Source organism: Pseudoclavibacter helvolus, from assembly GCF_049707175.1.
GTDB classification, from domain to species: Bacteria; Actinomycetota; Actinomycetes; order Actinomycetales; family Microbacteriaceae; genus Pseudoclavibacter; species Pseudoclavibacter helvolus_A.
The window spans coordinates 108,802-131,404 of record NZ_JBNAFM010000008.1 but is presented as its reverse complement, the minus strand read 5'-3'; the positions used below and the strand labels follow the sequence as shown (position 1 = coordinate 131,404).

17 protein-coding genes are annotated in these 22,603 nt (G+C 69.8%); 12 read left to right on the top strand and 5 right to left on the bottom strand.

What is annotated here, in order from left to right:
- Nucleotides 1-130: 130 nt before the first annotated feature.
- Nucleotides 131-1,342 (top strand): LLM class flavin-dependent oxidoreductase, encoded by a 1,212-nt coding sequence (locus ACPYN9_RS08545; protein WP_424465677.1) that lies wholly within the window; start codon nucleotides 131-133, stop codon nucleotides 1,340-1,342.
- Nucleotides 1,339-2,736: an NtaA/DmoA family FMN-dependent monooxygenase gene (locus ACPYN9_RS08540; RefSeq protein ID WP_424465675.1), complete on the top strand. Its 1,398-nt coding sequence runs from the start codon at nucleotides 1,339-1,341 to the stop codon at nucleotides 2,734-2,736. The genes ACPYN9_RS08545 and ACPYN9_RS08540 overlap by 4 nt, the downstream gene beginning before the upstream one ends.
- Here ACPYN9_RS08540 and ACPYN9_RS08535 read toward each other — a convergent pair.
- Nucleotides 2,700-4,151, bottom strand: coding sequence for a helix-turn-helix domain-containing protein (locus ACPYN9_RS08535; protein WP_424465673.1), 1,452 nt, complete (start codon nucleotides 4,149-4,151; stop codon nucleotides 2,700-2,702). The genes ACPYN9_RS08540 and ACPYN9_RS08535 overlap by 37 nt on opposite strands.
- A 134-nt stretch (nucleotides 4,152-4,285) precedes the next feature.
- On the opposite strand from ACPYN9_RS08535, the gene aceA reads away from it, so the two are divergent.
- Nucleotides 4,286-5,593 (top strand): isocitrate lyase, encoded by a 1,308-nt coding sequence (gene aceA, locus ACPYN9_RS08530; protein ID WP_424465672.1) that lies wholly within the window; start codon nucleotides 4,286-4,288, stop codon nucleotides 5,591-5,593.
- Nucleotides 5,594-5,622: 29 nt separating this feature from the next.
- On the top strand, nucleotides 5,623-7,284 hold the full coding sequence (gene aceB, locus ACPYN9_RS08525; protein ID WP_424465670.1) for a malate synthase A: 1,662 nt from the start codon (nucleotides 5,623-5,625) through the stop codon (nucleotides 7,282-7,284).
- A 36-nt stretch (nucleotides 7,285-7,320) separates the two neighbouring features.
- Here the strand turns inward: aceB and ACPYN9_RS08520 are convergent, their stop codons facing one another.
- Nucleotides 7,321-8,019 (bottom strand): MarR family transcriptional regulator, encoded by a 699-nt coding sequence (locus ACPYN9_RS08520; protein WP_424465668.1) that lies wholly within the window; start codon nucleotides 8,017-8,019, stop codon nucleotides 7,321-7,323.
- Nucleotides 8,020-8,079: 60 nt separating this feature from the next.
- Between ACPYN9_RS08520 and ACPYN9_RS08515 the strand changes: the two genes are divergently transcribed.
- The 8 genes from ACPYN9_RS08515 to ACPYN9_RS08480 all read left to right on the top strand — a co-directional run bounded on the left by ACPYN9_RS08515 (nucleotide 8,080) and on the right by ACPYN9_RS08480 (nucleotide 17,780).
- Nucleotides 8,080-8,964 (top strand): VOC family protein, encoded by an 885-nt coding sequence (locus ACPYN9_RS08515; protein WP_424465667.1) that lies wholly within the window; start codon nucleotides 8,080-8,082, stop codon nucleotides 8,962-8,964.
- Complete coding sequence (locus ACPYN9_RS08510) at nucleotides 8,961-9,629, top strand: alpha/beta hydrolase (protein WP_424465665.1); 669 nt, start codon at nucleotides 8,961-8,963, stop codon at nucleotides 9,627-9,629. Before ACPYN9_RS08515 ends, ACPYN9_RS08510 begins: the two co-directional genes overlap by 4 nt.
- A gap of 133 nt (nucleotides 9,630-9,762) precedes the next feature.
- Nucleotides 9,763-11,364: an ABC transporter substrate-binding protein gene (locus ACPYN9_RS08505; protein ID WP_424465663.1), complete on the top strand. Its 1,602-nt coding sequence runs from the start codon at nucleotides 9,763-9,765 to the stop codon at nucleotides 11,362-11,364.
- A gap of 4 nt (nucleotides 11,365-11,368) precedes the next feature.
- A complete protein-coding gene (locus tag ACPYN9_RS08500) occupies nucleotides 11,369-12,403 on the top strand; it encodes an ABC transporter permease (RefSeq protein WP_424465662.1) in 1,035 nt (344 codons plus the stop codon).
- Nucleotides 12,400-13,371 (top strand): ABC transporter permease, encoded by a 972-nt coding sequence (locus ACPYN9_RS08495; RefSeq protein WP_424465660.1) that lies wholly within the window; start codon nucleotides 12,400-12,402, stop codon nucleotides 13,369-13,371. The genes ACPYN9_RS08500 and ACPYN9_RS08495 overlap by 4 nt, the downstream gene beginning before the upstream one ends.
- On the top strand, nucleotides 13,368-15,026 hold the full coding sequence (locus tag ACPYN9_RS08490) for a dipeptide ABC transporter ATP-binding protein (protein WP_424465658.1): 1,659 nt from the start codon (nucleotides 13,368-13,370) through the stop codon (nucleotides 15,024-15,026). The genes ACPYN9_RS08495 and ACPYN9_RS08490 overlap by 4 nt, the downstream gene beginning before the upstream one ends.
- Nucleotides 15,023-17,065 (top strand): FAD/NAD(P)-binding protein, encoded by a 2,043-nt coding sequence (locus ACPYN9_RS08485; RefSeq protein WP_424465656.1) that lies wholly within the window; start codon nucleotides 15,023-15,025, stop codon nucleotides 17,063-17,065. Before ACPYN9_RS08490 ends, ACPYN9_RS08485 begins: the two co-directional genes overlap by 4 nt.
- Nucleotides 16,992-17,780 carry a DUF1684 domain-containing protein gene (locus tag ACPYN9_RS08480; protein WP_424465655.1) on the top strand — a complete coding sequence of 263 codons (789 nt, stop codon included), beginning with the start codon at nucleotides 16,992-16,994 and terminating at the stop codon, nucleotides 17,778-17,780. The genes ACPYN9_RS08485 and ACPYN9_RS08480 overlap by 74 nt, the downstream gene beginning before the upstream one ends.
- 128 nt (nucleotides 17,781-17,908) lie before the next feature.
- Here ACPYN9_RS08480 and ACPYN9_RS08475 read toward each other — a convergent pair whose 3' ends face one another.
- The 3 genes from ACPYN9_RS08475 to ACPYN9_RS08465 form a co-directional block, all read right to left on the bottom strand.
- Nucleotides 17,909-18,337, bottom strand: coding sequence for an RNA-binding S4 domain-containing protein (locus tag ACPYN9_RS08475; protein ID WP_424465653.1), 429 nt, complete (start codon nucleotides 18,335-18,337; stop codon nucleotides 17,909-17,911).
- A gap of 77 nt (nucleotides 18,338-18,414) precedes the next feature.
- The gene (locus ACPYN9_RS08470; protein ID WP_424465651.1) at nucleotides 18,415-21,414 is read right to left on the bottom strand and encodes an AAA family ATPase; all 3,000 of its coding nucleotides are present in this window, start codon (nucleotides 21,412-21,414) and stop codon (nucleotides 18,415-18,417) included.
- Nucleotides 21,411-22,562 carry an exonuclease SbcCD subunit D gene (locus ACPYN9_RS08465; RefSeq protein WP_424465649.1) on the bottom strand — a complete coding sequence of 384 codons (1,152 nt, stop codon included), beginning with the start codon at nucleotides 22,560-22,562 and terminating at the stop codon, nucleotides 21,411-21,413. Before ACPYN9_RS08465 ends, ACPYN9_RS08470 begins: the two co-directional genes overlap by 4 nt.
- Nucleotides 22,563-22,603 lie beyond the last annotated feature (41 nt).

The following is a 22,603-nucleotide window of genomic DNA, read 5'->3' as shown; positions in this document are numbered from 1 at the left end:
CTCCATTTCGGTGGGTGACGCGGCCGAACCGTGCGGGTCCGCGGCGAGTCCTACGATCGGGCAACCCCGAACGCCGCCGTTGACTGCGCGCTGCCGCGTTCCGGATCCCCGATCCCGTGAGAGAGGCACCATGTCGAGACGCCAAGGCCCCGGACGATTCACGATCGGAATCGCGCTGCAGGGCGCGGGCTGGCACCCGGCCGCCTGGACGGTCCTGCCCCGCGGCGACGGCACGCGGCTCGCGGAGCTCGGCTACTGGCGGGACCTCGTGCAGCACGCCGAGCGGGCGGGCATCGACTACGTCACGTTCGAGGACGCCTTCCAGATCGAGGGCGTCGCCCCAGACTGGGAGGCCTCCCGCGAGCTCGCCGAGGTCTCGCTCGACGCGACCCTCCTCGCCGCCTCCCTGGCCCCGCTGACCAAGCGCATCGGGCTCGTACCGACGATCGGGCTCAGCCACGCGGAGCCGTTCCACGCGGCCACGAGCATCCAGACCCTCGACTTCGTCTCGCTCGGCCGAGCCGGGCTGCGGGCGAAGCTCAGCGCGAGCGCCGCCGAGGCTGCGAGCTTCGGGCGCAAGAGCTCGCTGGAGCTCGACGCGATCTTCTCCGAGGGAACCGACTCCCTCGAGGCGATCCGGCGGCTCTGGGACAGCTGGGAGGACGACGCCGTTATCCGCGACGAGGGCACCGGCCGCTTCATCGACGCCGACCGGCTGCACTACGCCGACTTCGAGGGCGAGCACTTCAGCGTCAAGGGCCCCTCCATTGTTCCCCGCTCGCCGCAAGGGCAGCCCCCCGTCTTCGCCCTTGCCCACACGGACGAGGCCTTCGAACTCGCGGCACGGCAAGCGGACGTGGTGTTCGTGGCGCCGGGACGCGCCACGGTCGCCGAGCTCGTGACCGCCATCCGAGACGCGGAGCGTCGCGTCGGGCGGACCGGGGAGCCGCTGCGCATCGTCGCCGACCTCGAGATCTTCCTCGGCGATGAGGACGGCTCGACGGAGGAGCACTTCCGGGCACTCGATGAGCGGGTGCGCGCCGACTCCGGCTACCGCAGCGACACGAGGGTCGTCGTGCGCTCCAACGTCACCACGGCCGAGCTCATCGCGAAGTATGCGGATGCGGGGCTCGACGGAGTCCGCGTCCGCCCGCTGACCCACGGCGACGTCGCCGAGTTCGTCGACCGGGTTCGGCCGATGCTGGAAGCGCGCGGGATCGTCGCGCCCCCGAACCCGCGCGAGAAGTCGCCGAGTCTTCGCAAGACGCTCGGCCTCGTGCCGCGTCCGGCGAACCGCTTCGCAGCAGGAACAGCCAACGCACGAAAGGCGCAGCGCGCATGAGCGGCACCCCACTGAAGCAGGTCCACCTCGCCGCCCACTTCCCGGGCGTGAACAACACGACCATCTGGTCGCACCCCGACGCGGGAAGCCAGATCGACCTCGCGTCGTTCGCGGCCTTCGCCGAGACCGCCGAGCGGGGCAGGTTCGACTACCTGTTCCTCGCCGAGGGGCTCCGACTCCGAGAGCACAAGGGGCGCATCCATGAGCTCGACGTCGTCGGGCGCCCGAACACGCTCGTCATCCTCGCCGCGCTCGCGAGCCTGACCTCGCACATCGGTCTCATCGGCACGCTCTCCTCGACCTTCAACGAACCTGCCGACCTGGCCAGGCAGCTCGCGACCCTCGACCACCTGTCCGGCGGTCGAGCGGGCTGGAACGTCGTCACCTCGAGCGACGCCTTCCATGGGCAGAACTTCCGACGGGGCGGGTTCCTCGACTACGCGGAGCGCTACGAGCGAGCCGAGGAGTTCGTGCGCCTGTCGAAGCGCCTCTGGGATGCGTGGGAGTCGGACGCCGTCGCGGCCAACCCCGGTCGCGGCGAGTTCCTGCGTGCCGACGGCGTGCACCGCGTCAATCACGTGGGCAAGCACTTCGACATCGAGACCATCCCGAACGTGCCACGAAGCCCGCAGCGCTACCCGGTGATTGTGCAGGCCGGCGACTCACCAGCAGGGCGCGACTTTGCCTCGGCGAACGCAGAGATCATCTTCTCGCTGCACGCCGCCTTCGATGACGGCAAGCGCTTCTACGACGACGTGAAGGGCCGCCTGCCCGCGGTCGGTCGCACGAGAGATTCGCTCCTCATCATGCCGGCCGCGACCTTTGTCGTCGGGGACTCCGAGGCGGATGCACGCGAGCTGTCGCGCGAGGAGGCGCTCGCGCAGATCAGCCCCCAGACGGCGATCGCCATGCTCGAGCAGGTGTGGGGGAGGGACCTGTCCGGCGTCGACCCCGACGGGCCGCTCCCGGACCTCGAGCCAGGTGACGAGGTCATCCGCGCTGGGCAGGCCAACGACCTCTCCAAGCAGCGCGCGCAGATCTCCAAGTTCCGTGAGATCGCCGAGCGCGAGTCGCTCAGCGTGCGCGAGCTGATGCTGAAGCTCAACACCCGCCACACGTTTGTGGGCACGGGGTCGCAGATCGCCGACGAAATCTCTCGCTATGTGCAGGGTGGAGCCTCGGACGGCTTCGTGATCATCCCGTCGCTCATCCCAAACGGGCTCGACCGCTTCGTTGACGAGGTTATTCCCGAGCTGCAGGAGCGCGGCGTGTACCGCCAGGACTACACGCCGGGTGCGACGCTGCGCGAAACCCTCGGCCTGCCAGACGAGCCGCCGTCGGTGGAGGCGCCGAGCGGTCAGCTGCTCGGCGCCGGTGGTGCGGCCGGGGCGTGACGCTCAAGGAACTCGTAGACCTCGACCTCGTCGACGCCTGGGAACGCCCCGGTGGGCATCGCCGCGTGCAGCGAGGTGTGCAGGCGCGCGTTTGGAAACGACGCGCCAGCCCACCTGGCCGAGAGTGCCTCGGTCGGTCGCCGGCAGCAGTCGCCGCTCGGGCAGGTCGAGGTGTGCCGCCGGGGAGTCTCGCGCCCGGAGAACCACTTGGCGTGCTCGAACGCCGTTCCGACACTCACCGAGAAGGTGCCTCTCGGCGTGGTCTGAATGCGTGACGTGCACCAGTAGGTGCCGACGGGTTTGTCCGTGTACTGGTGGTACGGGCTGAAGCGATCCTCGACGTCGAAGACACGCCTGGCGCTCCACTGCCTGCAGACGAACTGCCCCTCTACGGCGCCGAGGGCGTCGGTGGGGAAGGTGACGTTGTCGTTCTCGTAGGCCTTCGAGATGACTCCGGACTCGCTGACCTTCAGGAAGTGCACGGGGATGCCGAGGTGGTGGGTGCTGAGGTTCGTGAACCGGTGCGCCGCGGTCTCGTAGCTCACACCGTAGGCGTCGCGCAGATCCTCGACGGAGAGCGCTCGTCGGGTCTTGGCGGCCGCCATGAGCCGCGCAGCGCCGGGCTCCGGAATGAGCAGCGCGCCCGTGAAGTAGTTCGTCTCGACCCGCTGGAGCAGGAACTCCGCGTAGTCGCGCGGTGCCTCGTGGCCGAGCACGTAGCTCGAGATCGTCTGCAGTATGAGCGAGCGAGGGTCGGCGTCTGGTGAGTGCACGACCGGCACGTAGATGCGACGGTGCCGTCGGTCGACGACGGAGCGGGTGGACACCGGGAGGTCTCGCACGTAGTGGAGCGTGAGGCCGAGGTGCGCGGCGATGTCTGCTGCGGTGCGCTGCGAGAGAGGTCCGTCGGAATGCCCGACGCTCGCGAGCAGCTCGGCGGCCCGTTCCTCGAGTTCGGAGTAGTAGTTGTCGCGCTCGCGCATGGCGCGCCGCAGCTCGGTGTTCGCTCGACGCGCCTCCTCCGGAGTCGCCGCCCGTTCCGAGTCGATGCGTGCGAGCTCCCGGTAGAGGGCGAGGATCGTCTCGATGGCCTCGTCGCTCAGCGCGCGGCGGATGGGGATCGGCTCGAGCCCGAGCGCCTGCGCAATGCGCCCAGCCTGTACACGTTCGAGCTCCACCTCGAGCGCCGCGCGCTTCGAGAGCGGCGCGTCGGTGAGCAGCTCGTCGACCGTGACGCCGAAACGTCGCGCGAAGGCCTGGAGCTCTGAGAGGCGCACCTCGCGCTTGCCGGTCTCGATCGCGGAGACCTGCGACGGCGCGCGTCCGATAGCGGTCCCCAGGTCCTCGAGCGTGAGGCCCTGCTCCTGACGGATCGAGCGGATGCGCCTGCCGAGGGTGAGCACGTCGATGTCCATGCGTGCAACCGTGCCACACGCATCCTTCTGTCCGCTAGAAGAATCGACGAATTTCTAGAGCACACGGCCGGGTTCTGCGTCGAGAACGGCGCAGTATCGGCACATCAACAGTTTTTCGAGCAAAGGAGCTCAATATGAACGAGACGAGCCACCAGGTACCGGAATCGGCGCAGCAGCGGGCAGCAACCATCGAGACGGCGTGGAAGACCGAGGCCCGCTGGAACGGGATCACACGCGACTTCTCGGCGGAGGATGTCGTCGCGCTCCGGGGGAGCGTCGTCGAGGAGCAGACGCTCGCCAGGCGGGGAGCGGAGCGGCTCTGGAACCTCATCACGCAGGACGACGGCAGCTGGGTCGCCGCACTCGGCGCACTCACCGGTAACCAGGCCGTCCAGCAGGTGCGGGCAGGGCTGAACGCGATCTACCTCTCGGGCTGGCAGGTCGCGGCCGATGCGAACCTCTCCGGCCAGACGTACCCCGATCAGAGCCTCTACCCGGCAAACTCCGTGCCAGCCGTCGTGCGCCGCATCAACAACGCGCTGCTGCGCGCCGATCAGATCGAGACGGCGGAAGACGGTGCCCCCAGTCGCGACTGGCTCGCCCCGATCGTCGCCGACGCGGAGGCCGGCTTCGGCGGTCCGCTCAACGCCTACGAGCTCATGGCCTCCATGATCCAGGCCGGAGCCGCCGGGGTGCACTGGGAAGACCAGTTGGCGAGCGAGAAGAAGTGCGGGCACATGGGCGGCAAGGTCCTCGTGCCCACGCAGCAGCACATCCGCACGCTCAACGCGGCTCGTCTCGCCGCCGACGTCGCGGGGGTGCCCAGCGTCATCATCGCCAGGACCGACTCCCTGGCCGCCAACCTCATCACGAGCGACGTCGACGAACGTGACCGGCCGTTCCTGACCGGTGCACGCACCGCCGAGGGATTCTACGAAACGACGCCCGGCGTCGAGACGGTGCTGGCGCGGGGCCACGCCTACGCGCCGTACGCCGACCTGCTCTGGGTCGAGAGCAGCGAACCCGACCTCGAGCTCGCGCGAACCTTCGCCGAGAGCATCCACGCCGAGTTCCCCGACAAGAAGCTCGCCTACAACTGCTCGCCGTCGTTCAACTGGAAGCGCCACCTCGACGACGCGCAGATCGCCGGGTTCCAGCGAGAGCTGGCCGCGATGGGCTACACCTTCCAGTTCATCACGCTCGCCGGGTTCCACGCCCTCAACCACTCCATGTACACGCTCGCCCGTGACTACGGCAGCAGGCACATGAGCGCCTACGTGGACCTGCAGGAGGCCGAGTTCGCCAGTGAGGCAGACGGCTACACCGCGACTCGACACCAGCGAGAGGTCGGCACCGGCTACTTCGACCGGCTCTCCTCCAGCCTCAACCCCACCAGCTCCACGCTCGCCCTCGTCGGCTCGACCGAGTCCGAGCAGTTCTGACCGTGACCCATCAGAGAGGAACACAGACCATGCATTCCACCCCACAGCCTCGCCTCACCGTGACCGGCCCAGCCGGCGACCGCTTCGACGAGATCCTGACCCCCGAGGCCCTCCAGTTTGTCCTTCGCCTGCACGACCAGTTCGCGGGGAGGCGCCACGAGCGCCTGCTCGCCAGGATGCAGGGACGCAAGGCGGTCGAGAACGGACGCGACTTCCGCTTCCTCAGCGAGACTGCCGCGATCAGAGCAGATCGGAGCTGGCGGGTCGCAGGCGCCGGCCCCGGACTCGAGGACCGCCGCGTCGAGATCACCGGCCCCACCGACCGCAAGATGACGATCAACGCACTCAACTCGGGTGCCAACGCCTGGCTCGCCGACCTCGAGGATGCGACCAGCCCGACCTGGCGGAACATCGTGGGCGGACAAGTCTCGCTGCTCGACGCCGTCAGGGAGCGCATGGAGTACACAAGCCCGGACGGTCGCGAGTACCGGGTGAGTGCCGCAACCACGCCGACGATCATCGTTCGTCCGCGCGGTTGGCACCTCGTCGAGAAACACCTGAGCTACACCGACCGCTCGGGACAGCCGAGACCGGCCTCCGGCTCGCTCGTCGACTTCGGTCTCTTCTTCTTCCACAACGCCAAGGAGCTGATCGCCCGCGGTCGAGGGCCCTACTTCTACCTGCCGAAGCTCGAGGGCCATCTCGAGGCGCGCCTCTGGGACGACGTCTTCACGTTCTCCGAACGGGCACTCGGCATCGATCACGGCACGATCCGAGCGACCGTCCTCATCGAGACCCTCCCGGCAGCGTTCGAGATGGACGAGATCCTCTTCGAACTGCGCGACCACTGCGCCGGCCTCAACGCGGGGAGATGGGACTACATCTTCAGTTTCATCAAGCACTACCGTTCGCGCGGTCCCCAGTACGTCTTCCCGAACCGAGACCGCATCACCATGACCGTGCCGTTCATGCGCGCCTACACCGAGCTGCTCGTGCAGACCTGCCACGCCCGCGGGGCGCACGCCATCGGCGGCATGAGCGCCTTCATCCCAAACTCCAGGAAACCGGAGGTCACCGCGCGGGCGCTCGAGCGGGTCAGGGCAGACAAGGCGCGTGAGGCCGCCGACGGGTTCGACGGGTCCTGGGTCGCGCATCCGGGGCTCATCGAGGTGGCGCGCGCAGCATTCGATGCCGTGCTCGCCGGCTCCCCCAACCAGCTGCACCGAGATCGCTCGGACGTTGAGGTGACCGCCGCCGAGCTCCTCGACGTGCGCTCGCTCGGGAAGCACGTCACCGATGAAGGAGTCAGCTCGAACGTGTCCGTCGCCCTCCGCTACATCGAGAGCTGGCTCAGGGGAATCGGGGCGGTCGCGATCGACGATCTCATGGAGGATGCGGCGACGGCGGAGATCTCGCGATCGCAGCTGTGGCAGTGGATCGAGCAGGAGACCGTCACGGACTCCGGCACGCAGGTCACGAGGCAGCTCGTGAGCACGCTCCTCGACGACGCGCTCCGCGAGGTCCCCAGGTTCGAGGGCGACCGCTTCGACGCAGCTGCGGACATCCTGCGGCGGGTGTCGCTGGAAGACGAGTTCCCGACCTTCCTCACCATCCCCGCCTACGCCCACCACCTCTGCAAGCGCCCCGTGGCGCCGCGGGTAGAACGGGAGGCGCACCTCGCCGCCGCGTGAGGGGCGACGCTGACGGCCGGGCGGTCCGCCTGGCCGTCAGCGCTCGAGCGGCGCGAGTCCGCGGGCGTCGAGGGCTCCCTCGAGGATGCCCACGGCACGCGGGCCGACGCCGTGCAGCGAGAGCAGATGCTCGCGACTGCTGCCGGCGACGTCGGCGAGCACCGTCTGGCCGGCCTCGGCGAGCGCCCGGGTCGCGGGGGCGCCGATGCCCAGGCGCGCGAGCGGCTCCGCGTCGGTCGGTGACGACTCGGCGGGCCTGCGGTGCACGCCGAAGCGGTCTTCCGGGTCGATCCGCCCGAGCAGCTTCTGCGAGATCCTGCCGAGCGTGCTGAACTCTTCCGGCGTGAGGGCGTCGACGATGAGCTCACGCACCTTGGCGACGTGCCCTGGGGCCGTCTGCTCGAGGAAGTCCATTCCTTGGTCGCTGAGCTTGGCGATCTTGGCGCGGCGATCGCCAGGGTGGCTCGTGCGCTCGACGTAACCGCGCTGCTCGAGGCCGAGCACGACCCTCGACAGGCGAGGGAGTGTTGCATTGGTGCGGGTCGCGAGATCGGTCATGCGAAGGCTGCGGCCGGGCGACTCGGAGAGCACGGCCATCACGAGATACTCGTAGTGCGTGATGCCGGCGTCGGTGCCGAGTTGGGTGTCGAGGGCGCCGGGGAGAAGCTCAACGACGCCGATGAAGTGCAACCAGGAGTGCTGCTCGTCGGCGGACAGCCATCTGGGTTCGGTCATGGCGCCATTCTCCCGGCTTTTACTTGTAGATGCAAGTTTTCGAGTGCTACGGTTCCAGCCATGACGACAACAGATGGCGACAAGCTGGACGCAGGCACAGGCATGGGCCTCGTCTCCCTCCACGTCGGCGACCTCGCCGCGCAATCCGAGTACTACCGGACGGCGCTCGCACTCGAGCCCCTCCACGAGGGCGACGCGGAGATCACTCTCGGCCGCGGGGCCGTCCCGCTCGTCCGCCTGCGCCACACGCCCGGCCTGCCCGTGCCATCCCGCCGCGCAGCAGGACTCTTCCACACCGCCCTCCTCTTCGAGACGCCGAGTGACCTGGCTGCAACGGTGTACCGCGCGACGCAGCACGCTCGCTCGCAGTTCGTGGGCTCCTCCGACCACCACGTCAGCGAAGCCTTCTACTTCACTGACCCCGAAGGCAACGGCATCGAGCTCTACACCGACCGACCGCGCGACACCTGGCTCGACGCCGCGGGGCGCATCGCCATGTCGACCGACTTCCTCGACCCGAACGCGTACCTGCGGACCCACCTCGTCGAAGCGACGGCGGATGCGCCCCAGCGCGCAGCGGCCGACATCGGCCACGTGCACCTGCAGGTCGGTGACGTCGCAACCGCGGAGCGGTTCTGCGTCGATACGCTCGGCTTCGAGACCACGACCACCTACCCTGGCGCGCTGTTCGTGAGCGCCGGCGGCTACCACCACCACGTCGCGCTCAACGTCTGGAACAGCGCAGGTGCCGGGCCCCGTGCCGCGACGCTGGGTCTCGGACAGCTGACCATCGAGGTGCCAGAGCGCGGTGAGCTCGACGCGGTCGCTGAGCGGTTGCGCGGCAGGGGCCTCCAGTTCGCCGACGACGGCGCATCCATCACCGTCCTCGACCCCTGGAACTCCGAAGTCGTGCTGCGCACCCGCGACCACGCGGTGGCCGCATGAGCGAGATCGCCATCACGACAGCCCTCTCGTCGCTCGGCGACATCGCTGAGGGGCAGGCAGGCCGACGACCCATCCTGCTGCTCATGCACGGCTACGGCTCGCACGAGGACGACCTCACCAGCCTGCTGCCTGCCCTCGGCGACGGCTTCGACTGGGCGTCCCTCCGAGCCCCGCTCGTGCTCAGGGCGCAGAGCCCCGCGGAGGTCGGATCATACGCCTGGGTGCCGATCGACCGGCCAGGGCTGCCTGACCCGGCTCGGGCCTCGGCGGCGACGGATGCGGTGCTCGCGTGGCTCGATGCGCACACGCCCGCGTCCGCGAACGTCATCCCCATCGGCTTCTCCCAGGGCGGCCTCATGGTGACGCAGCTGCTCCGCCGAGCCCCCGAGCGCTTCCGGCGCGGCGCGGTGCTCTCCGGGTTCTCGCTCCAAGGCGAGCAGTCGGGCGACACGTCGCTCGCGCGCATCCGGCCACCCGTCTTCTTCGGGCGCGGCGACAGCGACCAGATCATCGCCGACGCGACCTTCGCCCGAACCGACGCCTGGCTCGACGGACACGCCACGACGACCCGCCGGGTCTACCAGGGGCTCGCCCACGGCATCTCACCCGCGGAGCTGCAGGACCTTGCCACCTTCCTCTCCGACGAGCGGCCCCGGGCAATGTGACCCCACGTGTCCTCGCGGTACTCGAGATTTCGGCCGCCCGCCACCGCGGGCGGCCGTCTTTCTAGTCTCTGGACAACCCGCATCCCTCGGCCCCTGCACACCCCGCGCAGGAGCCAGTCACGAAGGAGTCCAGATGACCCGCTCGACCAGAACCCTCTCCGCTGCAGCTCTCGCCGCAGTCGCGATGATGGCTCTCGCGTCGTGCGCCAGCCAGACAGGTGCGACACCCGCGGCCAACGCGGAACCCGTGCAGGGCGGCAACCTCCGGGTCGGGATCCTCAGCGACATCGGCTGCGTCGACCCCGCCCAGGTCGGCAACAACAACAACGTCAACATCGCCCGCCAGACCGTGGCCTCGCTCACGACGCAGGACCTCGAGACCGGAGAGGTGCTGCCCTGGCTCGCCGAATCGTGGGAGATCTCCGACGACGCGACGGAGTTCACGTTCACCCTCGCCGAAGGCCCGACCTTCGCGGACGGCACCCCCATCGACGCGGAAGCGGTCAAGGCGAACGCCGAGGGCATCCAGGCGCTCGGAGCGAAGTCGTCGCTCGGGAACCTCTACCTCGCGGGCCTCGAGTCCGTCACGGTCGTCGACCCGCGCACCGTCACCTACACCTTCGCCGAGCCGTCCGCACAATTCCTGCAGGCCACCTCGACCTTCACGCTCGGACTCGTCTCCACCGAAAGCACGAAGCTCAGCCAGGAAGCGCGCTGCGCAGGCGACTTCGTCGGATCCGGCCCGTTCACCATCGAGAGCTACACCCCGAACACCGAGACCTTGCTCGCGGCCAGGGACGACTACGCGTGGGGCGCATCCACGACCGGCAACACCTCCCGCCCGTACCTCGACACCATCACCTACTCGGTCATCCCCGAGGCCTCGACACTCACCGGGTCGCTCCAGTCCGGCCAGCTCGACGTGTCGACCGAGGTGTCCGTCGTTGACCTTCCCGCCCTCGAAGGCGCGGGGGCGACGGTCGAGAATCGCGCCAACCCCGGTGTCGTCTACAACCTGATCCCCAACGCCTCGCACCCGATCCTCTCCGATCAGAAGGTGCGGCTCGCCGTCCAGAAGAGCATCAACCGCGAGGAGCTGCTCGCACTGCTCTCGCCGCAGGACAGCGCCGCCACCAGCGTGCTCGCCACCTCGACGCCCTACTACAGCGACCAGAGCGACATCCTCGAGTTCGACACCGCCGAAGCCGCCAAGCTGCTGGACGAGGCGGGCTGGACCGAAGGGGCCGACGGGATCCGCGAAAAGGACGGACAGAAGCTGAGCTTCCAGCTCACGTACTGGCAGCCCACCACCAACGTGCTCGAGCAGGTGCAGGTGCAGCTGGCCGCAGTCGGCATCGACCTGCAGCTCCGCGAGGCGCCCATCGCAGACGTCTCCGCCATCAACGATGGCACGCAGCCCTTCACGTGGGCCAACATTACCCGCGCCGACCCCGACGCGCTCCGCGTGTTCTTCTCCGCCGAAGGTGGAAATAAGTACAACTACCGCGAAGTCGGACCAATCGACGAGGTCCTCGGCTCGCAGGCGGCCATCATCGACGCCGACGCACGCCAGACTGAGGTCGACGCTGCGGTCACCCAGCTCCTCGAGGAGGGCTACGCGGTGCCCGTCATCCAGCTCTCGACCAACCTCGTGCAAGCCCCCGGGGTCCAGGGCACCCAGTTCGAAGCCTCAAGCCGCCTCGACTTCTCCGCGGCCTGGAAGGCAACGGAGTAGCGCGATGGCTCGCTTCTTCGCAGCTCGGCTCGCCCTGGGGGCCCTGGTCCTCTGGGCGGCCTTCACGCTCTCCTTCCTGCTGCTGTATCTCCTCCCGGGAGACGCCGCCGCCGTCGCTGCGGCCGGCGGCGGCGAGGGTGCCGCGGACCCGGCGGCGGTCGAAGCGCTCCGGGCAGAACTCGGGCTCGACGCGCCCCTGCACGAGCAATACCTGACAGCCCTCGGCGGCGCGCTCGTGCTCGACTTCGGCAGCTCCGTGCAGAACGGCATCCCAGCCCTCGACGTGCTCACGAGGGCGCTCCCATCAACCGCGACCCTCGCGGGGGCCGCGCTCGTGCTCTCCGTCGTCGGCGGGATCGGCCTCGCCGTCCTCAGCAACCTCGTCCGCTCGTCGTGGCTGCGCGGCGTCCTGCAGTCCCTGCCGTCGCTCGCGATCGCCGTCCCCACCTTCTGGCTGGGACTCCTGCTCCTGCAGGTCTTCTCCTTCCGCCTCGGCTGGGTGCCGGCTTTCGGAAGCACCGGCTTCGTCGGGCTCATCCTCCCCGCGCTGACCCTGGCGATCCCCACCGGCGCGTACCTCGCGCAGGTGCTGACGCGCAGCCTGCACGAGACGCTGGCCCGGCCCTTCGTCGAGCAGGCGAGAGCCAAGGGAGCTGGCGAGACGCGCATCCTCGTGCGCCACGCGCTCCGCAATGCCGCGCTGCCAACACTCACCATCGGCGGAGTCCTGGTCGGCCAGCTGCTCGCCGGCACCGTCGTGACCGAGACCGTGTTCTCGCGAGACGGCGTCGGACGCATGATCGTGACCGCCGTCGCCAACCGAGACATCCCGCTCGTCATGATCGCCGTGGTGTTCGCCGCGGTGGTGTTCGTAGTGACGAACCTCCTCGTCGACGCCCTCTACCCGCTGATCGACCCGCGTCTCGCGCATTCGGCCGGGCAAGGACGCGCCGGCGCGAGCCGCCGAGATACAGCCCCCGCCCTGGTCGCCGACCCGAACGACCCCGCCAAGGCCAGCAGGAACGAGGTCCCAGCATGAGCCAGCCACTGCTCGAGACCGTTCCCGGGCTGACCCCACTCAGCCGCACCGAGCGCTACATCGCGCCCATCGTCACCGACGGGCAGGCCGACGGCCGCGCCGGCGAACGCACGCCGCAACCCGTCCCCGAAGCCGTACCAGCCTCGTCGTTCGCGCGATTCAGCAGCCTCCTCCGCCTGCCATCCCTGATCCTCGCCATCGTCGTGCTCGCGACGGTCATCGCCTGGGCGGCGCTGCCGTCCATCTTCACGCCGTACGACGCCATCAACGGCACCCTGAGTGAGCGCCTCCAGCCGCCCAGCGCCGCGCATCCGTTCGGCACCGACAACTTGGGCCGGGACACGCTCGCACGCTTCATCTACGGGTCGCGGACGACCCTCCTGGCCTCGGGCCTCGCCGTGGTGATCGCCCTCGGAACCGGGGCACTGCTCGGTCTGCTCGCAGGCTACCTGCGCGGCGTCGTCGACGAGGTGATCATGCGGTTCGTCGACGTCATCCTCGCCATCCCCGCCCTGCTGCTCTCGTTGACCATCATCACCGGACTCGGCTTCGGCACGCTCAACATCGCCATCGCGGTCGGCCTCGCCTCGACGGCTGCCTTCGCGCGCATCATGCGCTCGCAGGTGCTCTCCGTCGCCACAGCCGGCTACATCGAAGCCGCGAAGCTCTCCGGCGCCCGCTGGCCGAGCATCATCTTCCGACAGGTGCTGCCCGCCGCCGTCACCCCCGTGCTGGCGCTCGCCGCAATCGAGTTCGGCGCGGCCGTGCTTGCCATCTCCGCACTCAGCTTCCTCGGCTTCGGTGCGCCGCCGCCCCAGCCCGAATGGGGTGCGCTCATCTCCGAGGGCCGCGACTACCTGCAGGCCGCCTGGTGGCTCACCACGCTGCCCGGCCTGGTGATCGTCGCGGTCGTGCTCTCCACGGCACGCCTCTCCCGTTGGCTTCAAGATCGAGGAGACCGTTCATGACCGCACCCCAGTTCCCCGAGCGCGTGCAGGCCCAGCCGCTGCTCTCCGTTCGCGGCTTGCAGCTGGCCTACCGCGGTGCCACGACCCTCGCCGTCGCTGGCGTCTCCTTCGATGTCCACCCCGGCGAACAGGTCGCGATCGTCGGCGAATCCGGCTCAGGCAAAACCAGCGTCGCAAAGGCCATCGTCGACCTCCTCCCACCTCGCGCTGAGGTCACCGCGGATGCGCTCCGCTACGACGGCCTCGACCTCACGGCACTGACACCCCTCGAGTGGCGGGCAGTCCGCGGCGCGCGCATCGGGCTCATTCCGCAGGACCCGTCAGCGTCGCTCAACCCGCTGCAGACCGTCGGAGCCCAGGTCGCCGAAGTCCTCCTCATCCACGGGCTCGCGACCAAACGGGAGGCCAAAGCGAAGGCCATCGCGCTGCTCGAGGACGCGGGCATCCCCGACGCCGCCAACCGCGCGGCCCAGTACCCGCACCAGTTCTCGGGCGGGATGCGGCAGCGCGTGCTCATCGCGGCGGCCCTGGCCGCATCACCCGGCCTGATCATCGCCGACGAGCCAACCAGCGCGCTCGACGTGACCGTCCAGCGGCAGATCCTGGACCTCATCGCCGAACGAGCCGCCGTCGCAGCCACCGCGGTGCTGTTCATCACCCACGACCTCGGCGTGGCCGCCGACCGAGCCGACCGCATCCTCGTCATGCAGCACGGCGTGATCGTCGAGGCGGGACCCGCGGCCCAGGTGCTCGAAGACCCGCAGCACCCCTACACGCGACGCCTGGTGGCTGCAGCGCCGACGCGCACCTCCAGCCGGCTCGTGCCCGCGGTTGGCACCCTCGCCACCGACCGCGCCCGGCCGGTGCTCGAGGTCTCCGGCCTCAGCAAAAGCTTCCGTCTTCCCGGCGGTGCACGCGTGGAGGCGACGAAGGACGTGACGTTCTCGATCGCGCGGGGCGAGAGCTACGCGCTCGTCGGCGAGTCGGGATCGGGAAAGAGCACCACCGCGAGGCTCGCCCTGCTGCTCGAGCGGCCCGACCGCGGCAGCATCCAACTCGACGGTGCCGAAGTGGCCGGCGCGCGAGGGCGCGAACTGCGGGCGTTCCGTCGCAGAACCGGCCTCGTGCATCAAGACCCATACTCCTCGCTCGACCCGCGATTCACCGTCGCCGAATCCATCGAGCAGCCGCTGCGCGCCTTCGGCCTCGGCGATCGAGCGTCGAGGCACGCCCGAGTGCTCGAGCTGCTCGACGACGTCGCGCTGCCGACCAGCTTCGCCGAACGACGCTCCACGCAGCTCTCGGGCGGGCAGCGGCAGCGCGTCGCCATCGCGCGGGCCCTCGCGCTCAAGCCCGAGCTCATCGTGCTCGACGAAGCGGTCTCCGCGCTCGACGTCTCCGTCCAAGCCCAGATCCTGCAGCTGCTCGTCGACCTCCAAGCGGAGCACTCGCTGAGCTACCTCTTCATCACCCACGACCTGGGCGTCGTTCGACAGATCGCCGACCGAGTCGGCGTGCTCCGAGGTGGTGAGCTCCTCGAGGAGGGCACCGTCGACGAGGTCTTCGCACACAGCGCCAACGAGTACACGAGGGCGCTCGTCGATGCGATTCCGGGCGGCAACGCTAGGCCGCGCGTGCTCGAGGCGATCGCATGACCGCCGCAGCGAGGCTCGTCGACGCCGACAGCGGCAAGGGGGCACGGTGCATCGCCCTCCTCGGCGCAGGTCCCAGGGGAGCCGGCCTCCTCGAGCGCATCGTCGCGAACTACGCCGCGGAAGCGACGGGTCCGCTTGTGGTGCACCTCGTCGACCCGCATCCTCCAGGCGCCGGCCGCATCTGGCGCAACGCCCAGTCCGGGCTCCTCAAGCTCAATTCTCTGGCCGCAGACGTCACCATGTTCACCGACGAGACGAGCACCATCGAAGGGCCAGTCCGCCAGGGACCGTCGCTCGTCGACTGGGCACGGTTGGCGACCTCGGGGGAGCTGCAGGGCTACGACCTCGACGCCGAGGACCCGCGGATCGCCGCGGAGATCAGAGCGCTCGGCCCGGCGAGCTTCCCGACACGACGCCTCCAGAGCCGCTACCTCGCCTGGTTCTTCGAGCAGGCAGCCGCGGCGGCCCCAGCTGGGCTCACCGTGCGGGTCCACGAAGCAGAGGTCACCGGCGTCACGACGCTTGAGAGCGGCGCACAGCGTGTTGAGCTCGACACCGGAGACGACCTCACTGTCGACGTTGTCGTCTACGCGCTCGGGCACTCCGGAACGACCGTCCACGAGGGCACGCGCACCGCCGAGCTGAGCGACTTCGCCGCCCGCCACGAGCTCGCCTACGTGCCGCCGTCGTTCACCGCAGACGCCGACTTCAGCGCCGTCGAAGCCGGAGAGCCCGTCATCGTCCGCGGCCTCGGGCTCGCGGCCGTCGACCTCCTTGTGCTCCTGACTGAGGGGCGGGGCGGCACGTTCGCGCCAGGGCCGGAACCCGGACGGCTGGCCTACCGACCCTCGGGGCGCGAGCCGCGCATCCTCGTCGGCTCACGGCGCGGAGTGCCGTACCACTCCAAAGTCACCAGCGTGCTGCAGGGCGAGCCGTTCGAGACGCGCTACTTCACCGCGGACATCGCACGTGACGTTGTCGCACGCCACGAAGTGCTGGACTTCCGCACCCACTTCTGGCCACTCCTCGCCAAAGAGATGCTGCACGGCTACTACCGCGAACTGTTCACCGGGCACCCCGAGCGCGTTCGCGTCTCCTGGGTCGAATTCCGCGCCGACCTCGACCGCTACGAGGCCCAATCGACGGAGCTCCACGAGGCCGTCATCGCGGCGCTCGTCGACCCGAACGACGAACTCGACATCGAGACCTTCGATCATCCGCTGCGAGGAGCAACGGCGACCGACGTCGGGTCCGTCTCTGAAGCCCTCCACGACTACATTCGCGAGGACCTGCGACGCAGGAACAGCCAGCAGCACAGCGAGAGCCAGGGGCTCTTCCTGGCGCTCCTCTTCTCGTTCATGACCTTCGTTGAGATCCAGGATGCGCCCAACTGGTCGCCGGCGTCGCTCGCGAGCGACGTGCGCGTCTGGTGGAAGGGCTTCTTCAGCTACGTCGCCTCGGGACCACCAGGACACCGCCTCGACGAGCTGCTCGCCTTGAGCGAGGTGGGTGTCGTGCACTTCCTCGGCGGCGACCTCCGAGTCTGGGAGGACGAAGAAGCCGGGCGGTTCCGGGCCAAGGGGACGACGCTCGAGCGCCAAGTTTCAGCCCGCGCGCTCATCGACGCCTGGCTGCCCGACTCCGACGTCGCACACACCGACAACGTGGCACTGCGGCAGCTCATCGACTCGGGGGAGGGCCGCGAACGCATCGCGGCCACGCCGGAGGGAAGCCTCGCGACCGGAGTCATCGAGGTGCGCCGAGCTGACTCTCGTGTCGTGCGGGCAGACGGGTCCGTGCATCCGCGTCGCTTCGCGGTCGGGCCGTACACGTCGAACCCGTTCGTCGGCGCCTTCTCGCGCCCCAGGACCAACGCCGTGTCGTTCCGCGAGAACGACGCCGTCGCACTGAGTACCTTGAGACGCATCGGCGAGATCAGCAGAGAGCACGAGGAAAGGGAGCAACATGAGCACGCAGCAGAGCATCGTGACCGGAGACCAGTTCGGCGAGCGCTGGGAGGCCTGGCACGCCAGTCGTGAGCGGGCGGTGCGAGCACCCCACGGGCCCGCGTCGCTCGTCGCCACGAACTGGCTCGCTGACGGCATCGACCTCGAGCTCGACGGCGTCGCTGGTGCCTGGACGATCGAGGACGGCGCCGTCGTCGGCACAGGTCTCGGCTCGAGCGGCTACACCGACGCCACAGGCGCGGCAGTCGCCGACCGCGTGACCCTCACCACGGGCGAGGAGCTTCGCGACGGCGAACGCATCCTCCGTGCGTTCGCGCGCGACGACCAGCGTGCCCTCCGCGTCCTCGACCCTGAGGCAGCCGGGCGAGCCGCGCTGCTCGGCATCGAGAGCTACGCACCCGACGAGGACTACGTCGTCGCGGCAACGTTCCGCCCCTCGACGGACGAGGTCGACGTGCTGCAGGCCGACGGGTATGTCTCCCGCAAGCAGCTCGGCGGCAAGCTCGACTTCGAACTGGGCGGCGCACAGTTCTCGATCGACGCCGACCACTCCGAGGCCGGCCTGCAGGTGGTCTTCGCCGATGCGACGAGCGGAACCGAAAGCTACCGCTTCCGTTTCCTCACCGTCCCGGCGCCGGAGGCCGACGGGGCGACCACGATCGACTTCAACCGCGCCTACTTGCCGCCGTGCGCGTTCAGCGACCACTTCGTCTGCCCGACGCCGGCTGCAGACAACCGCCTGACCGTGCCTGTCCGCGCGGGCGAGCGCAACGCGATCAAGGCGTAGGTCCCGTCCTGCAGCGGCTCACCGCGCCCGTTCGGGGGATGCGGTGAGCCGAGGTCGCACGGTGCCAGGAGGTGCCGATTGTCCTTGCTCCCTGCAGCCTCAGTGCGCTGCGGTTCCCGCGTGGCGGCTCACTCGTCGGGGGTCCAGCCCCCGCCGTCCGACTCGCGTCCGCGGATCCGGTCAATCTCCCGCCGCTCACGCTTGGTCGGACGGCCAGCGCCTCGGTCTCTGAAGCCGATGGGCGCCGTGAACTCTCGCGGGGGAGGCGGCGGCGAGTTGTCGATGAGCGCCTTCGCCGCGATCGGCGCGCCGACGCGCTTCTTGAGCAACTCCTGGGCAATGAGGATGCGGTCCCGATCGGTGCGCACCCTGACCTCGTCGCCGACGTGGATGCGCTGCGCAGGCTTGGCGCGTTCTCCGTCGATCTTCACGTGCCCGGCCTTGCAGGCTGCCGTCGCCGCGCTGCGCGTCTTGTAGATGCGAACGGCCCAGAGCCACACGTCGACGCGCACCGACGCTGGCCCTGGCTGGTGGTAGCCGTGCTCGTCTCGATCCATCCGCCGATCGTATCGACTTGTGGACGTGGACCGTCTGTGGCGGTGGCAGGCTCGCACCCGTTGGCGCTGCCACCCGATTAGCTCGTCCTGGCGTCCACCCTGCTCTCGCCGTGCGCGTCGGCGGTGACCTGGAGCTTCGAGGTGATCTGCTCCTGCATGGCCTCGACGTGACTGATGACGCCGATCGTCCGACCTCCGCTGCGCAGGCGGTCGAGGGTGGCCATCGCCGTGCCGAGCGTTTCGCCGTCGAGCGAACCGAAGCCCTCGTCGATGAACAGGGTGTCGAGGCGCACCCCGCCAGCCCGTGAGGTGACGGTTTCCGCGAGGCCGAGGGCCAGCGCGAGCGATGCGAGGAACGTCTCGCCGCCCGAGAGCGACTCGGTGGCCCGCGAGCGACCCGTGTAGGCGTCAACGATGCGCAGCCCGAGGCCCGACTGTGCGCCTCGGTACTGGAGCCCGTCGTCGTGCTCCAAGCTGTAGCGACCGGCGGTCATCCGCGCGAGCTGGGCGTTGGCGGCGGCCACGATTTCCTCGAGTTCCGCCGCGAGCACGTAGGCCTCGAGGCTCATACGCTTCTCGTTCGGCTCTTGCCCGGAGAGGGTGCCTGCGAGCACGCGCAGGGTCTCCGCGCGTGCGAACAGTTCCTCGCTCGTCGCGAGCTCCTTGGCGAGCCGTTTGACGAGTTCGCCGAGGCGTGCTGCGAGCCCCTTGAGGCGCGTCTGCGTCGCGACCTGCGCGTCGTGGGTGCGCCCCGCGGCGGTCCTGGCCTCGGCGGCGGCGGCGACGTCGGCGGGTTCGGCGGGGACGTGCTGCAGGGTCAGCTCGGCGAGGGCCGATGCCGCCGACGCCGTGGCCTGCTCGTGGGTGCGGATGCGCGCGTCGAGCTGCGCGGCGGTCGCCTTCGGCAGCAGCGCGGCGGTCGCGGCCTCCCGGTCAGCGAACGGCGAGTCCTCGAGCGCGGCGGAGATCCGCGCCTCGGCGTCCTCTGCGTCGTGCTGAGCAGCCTCGAGGTCGCGGGTGAGGCCGAGGAGGGACCCCGCGAGTTCGCGCGTGCGACCGACGTGTCGGGCCCGGGCCGCGATGGAGTCGAAGCCGCCCAGTCCGGTCTCGACTCGGGTGGCGTCGGCGGTGAGGCGAGCCTCGAGCGCACTGATCTCGGCGGCGAGCTCGCCGTCGTGCGACCGGGCCTTTGTCTGCTCTTCGAGCATCGCCCGCTCGCTCGCTTCGAGGTCGCCCAGCTGCGTCCGGTGCTGCGCGAGGGCCTTCTCGGCGTCTCGTGCGAGCCCCACCCGCCTCTTTGCTTCAAGCAACGCGGCCTCGAGTTCCTCCGGTGAGCGGCCCTCGAGGCGAGCATCGAGGACGCCGGCGCGCTGCACGAGGGCAGCCAGGCTGAGCTGCGCCTCCGAGTGCGCCTCACTGGCCTTCGCGGCTGAGGCGCGTGCCCGCGCCAGCGCGGCGTCGCTCACGTCTTCGATGCCGTCGCCTGCGGCTGGGGCCGGGTGTTCGCGACTCCCGCAGACCGGGCACGGGGCTTGGTGGGTCAGCTCCTGGGCGAGCACGAGTGCGCTCGAGGCCAGTCGCCGCGCGATGAGGGTGCGCTCCGCGGCGGACTCCGCGGTGGCGAGCTCCGCGAGCCGAGCGCTGCGTTCGAGGGCCGCGAGCTGCTCGGCGGCGAGGGTCGTGCGCTCCGTAGAGACGGCGATGAGCTGGGTGGATCGTGCGAGCTGCTCCTCCGCGCCGGGCAGCGCCGCGGCCTGCACCTCACCGCCGGTGATGCGTTCGTGCAGCGTCGCGCGCCGCTCGGGGAGCAGCGACAGCTCTGCCGTGATGTTCTCGAGCTGGGCCCCATTGGCCGTTCGCGCGGATCGAAGCCGCTCGAGCGCCGTCCGTTCCCCAGGAAGCGCCTGCTCGAGTCGGAGCAGCTCCTCGAGCGTTCCGAGCACTCGGGCCGACTCGTCAGCCAGCTCCGCGGGCGCATCGTCCTGCTGGAGTTGGTCGAGGTCACTCGCATACGGCGACGTTCGCAGGTGCCCGAGCAGCTCGTTGGTGGCGTCAGCGCGAGCGGTGCTCAGACGACTGAGCTTGGCCGCGGTCGACGCGCTGAGCTGGAGCTCGGATTCGAGCGGAGCCGCGGCTCGCGAGCGCGCGAGCTGGTGCCGAGCCACCTCGACGGTCTCGGCCTCTGCCGCGAGCCTGGCCTGCTCGTCGAGGAGTCGCTTCCGGCGGCTCTGCAGCTCCTGCACTCGCTTGGATTCCCCGAGCGCAGCTTCTGCGCGCTGCTGCGCGGCGGCCGTCAGCGCGGTCTCCTCCGCCGCGTGGGACGCGGCCGTCGTGGCGAGGTCGCGGCGCCGTTCGGCCTCGGCGAGTGAGAGGCGCGACGCATCCGCGTGCCCATCTGCGCCATCCGCGGGTGCCAAGTCCTCGATCTCGCGCGTGATGCGCGTGACGTCCGCCGACGCCGATTCTGCGGCGGCGACGGCCTCGCGCCGCGCATTCGCCAGGTTCGACGTGAGCCGCTTGAAGCGATCGGTGGCGAACAGGGCCCGCAGCACGGCCTGCCGGTCGCCGGTCGAGGCGTGCAGGAACTCCTGGAAGCGGTTCTGCGCGAGCAGCACGACCTGCAGGAACTGCGCCCTGGAGAGCGGCAGCACCTCGGCGAGCGCCTTGGCGACATCGACGGGCTTGGCGGCAATACCGTGCCACTGGCCGTCGACCGACTGCGAGAGTTGCGCCGCGGCGTTGTGCTTCGTCGTGCCTGCGCCCCGTCGCTTCGGGCGCTCGTACTCGGGCTCGCGACGCACGAGGTACTTTGTGGCTCCGAGCTCGAACTCCAGCTCGACGTAGCTCGGGTCGTCGGGAGCTGCGTGGTGGCTTCGGATGCCGTGCGCGCTCTGCCCCTCGTAGCGGGGCACGCTGCCGTAGAGCGCGAAGACGATGGCGTCGAGCACGCTCGATTTGCCTGAGCCGGTCTTGCCGCTGATGAGGAACACGCCGTCGCCGGCGAACTGGTCGAAGTCGATGCGCTGCTCGCCACGGAAGGGTCCGAAGCCCGCGATCCTCAGTGCGCTGATCCTCACGCGTCCGCCCCCAGCTCCGCGAGCTGCCGTTCGACCAGCTCGCGCTCGGCGTCGCTCAGCCCCTCACCGCGCCGGACGAACGCGAGGAACCCGTCGACCAGCTCCGTGTCACCCCTCCCGGTGCTGATCCGCGCCGCGTAGCCCGCCGTCGCGTGCTGCTCGGGGGCGGCAGGCGCGAACTCGATGAGCGCGCAGTGCGGGAAGCGCTCCTGCAGGCGGCGCATCGAATCGAGCGGCCGCACGTTGTCGGTCAGCACCGCACGCACCCAGTCCGGCTCGGCACTTGCGTGCGCGGGCGAGGCGAGGAGGTCGTCGATCGTGCCCGTGAGCGTGGTCATCGCGCGGGGGACCGGCAGATCGACCCAGGAGACCCGATCGAGCCCGTCTGCGTCGAGGTCGACAAGCCAGCCGCCTCGGGGCTTCCCGCCCTCGCCGAACGTGTAGTGGAGGGGAGCTCCGGAGAACCGGATCGACGCCTCGAGCGTCTGCCTGCCGTGAATGTGCCCCAGTGCCGCGTAGTCGACGCCGTCGAACGTGCTGGTCGGCACGATGTCGAGCCCGCCCGCCGTGATGTCGCGCTCGAGGCCCTCCGCCTCGGCCATACTCGCGCCTGCGAAGCAGTGGGCGAGCACCACCGAGCGCACGCCGCGCCGAGCCGAGTCGGCCCGAACAGCGTCCATCGCGGCTGCGAGCACCCCTGCCTGCGTGCCGGGTGTCCCCTCCGGAAGCATGCGCCGGACCAGGAGAGGCTCGAGATACGGGATGCCGTAGACGGCGACCTCGCCGTGCTCGTCGGTCAGGAGCACCGGCTCCGCGAGGGCCTCTGGTTCGGCTCGCACGTGCACTCCGCCGAAGGCCGCCCACTCCGACTGGAAGCCGAGCCTCGCTGCCGAGTCATGGTTGCCACTGGAGAGGATCACCGCGGCGCCCGCTTCGCGGATCGCCCGGATGGCCCCCGCGAGGACCTCGAGGGCCGCACGCGACGGTGTCGCCGAGTCGAACACATCGCCCGCCACGAGGACGGCGTCGACCTCCTGTTCGCGGACGATCGCCGGGATCGCCGCGAGCACGCCGGCGAGGGCCTCGAGGGTCGAATGGCCGTGGAAGGTGCGCCCGATGTGCCAGTCGGATGTGTGCAGGAGTCTCATCGAGGACAGCCTACGAACATCCACCGACACGCTCGCGCGCC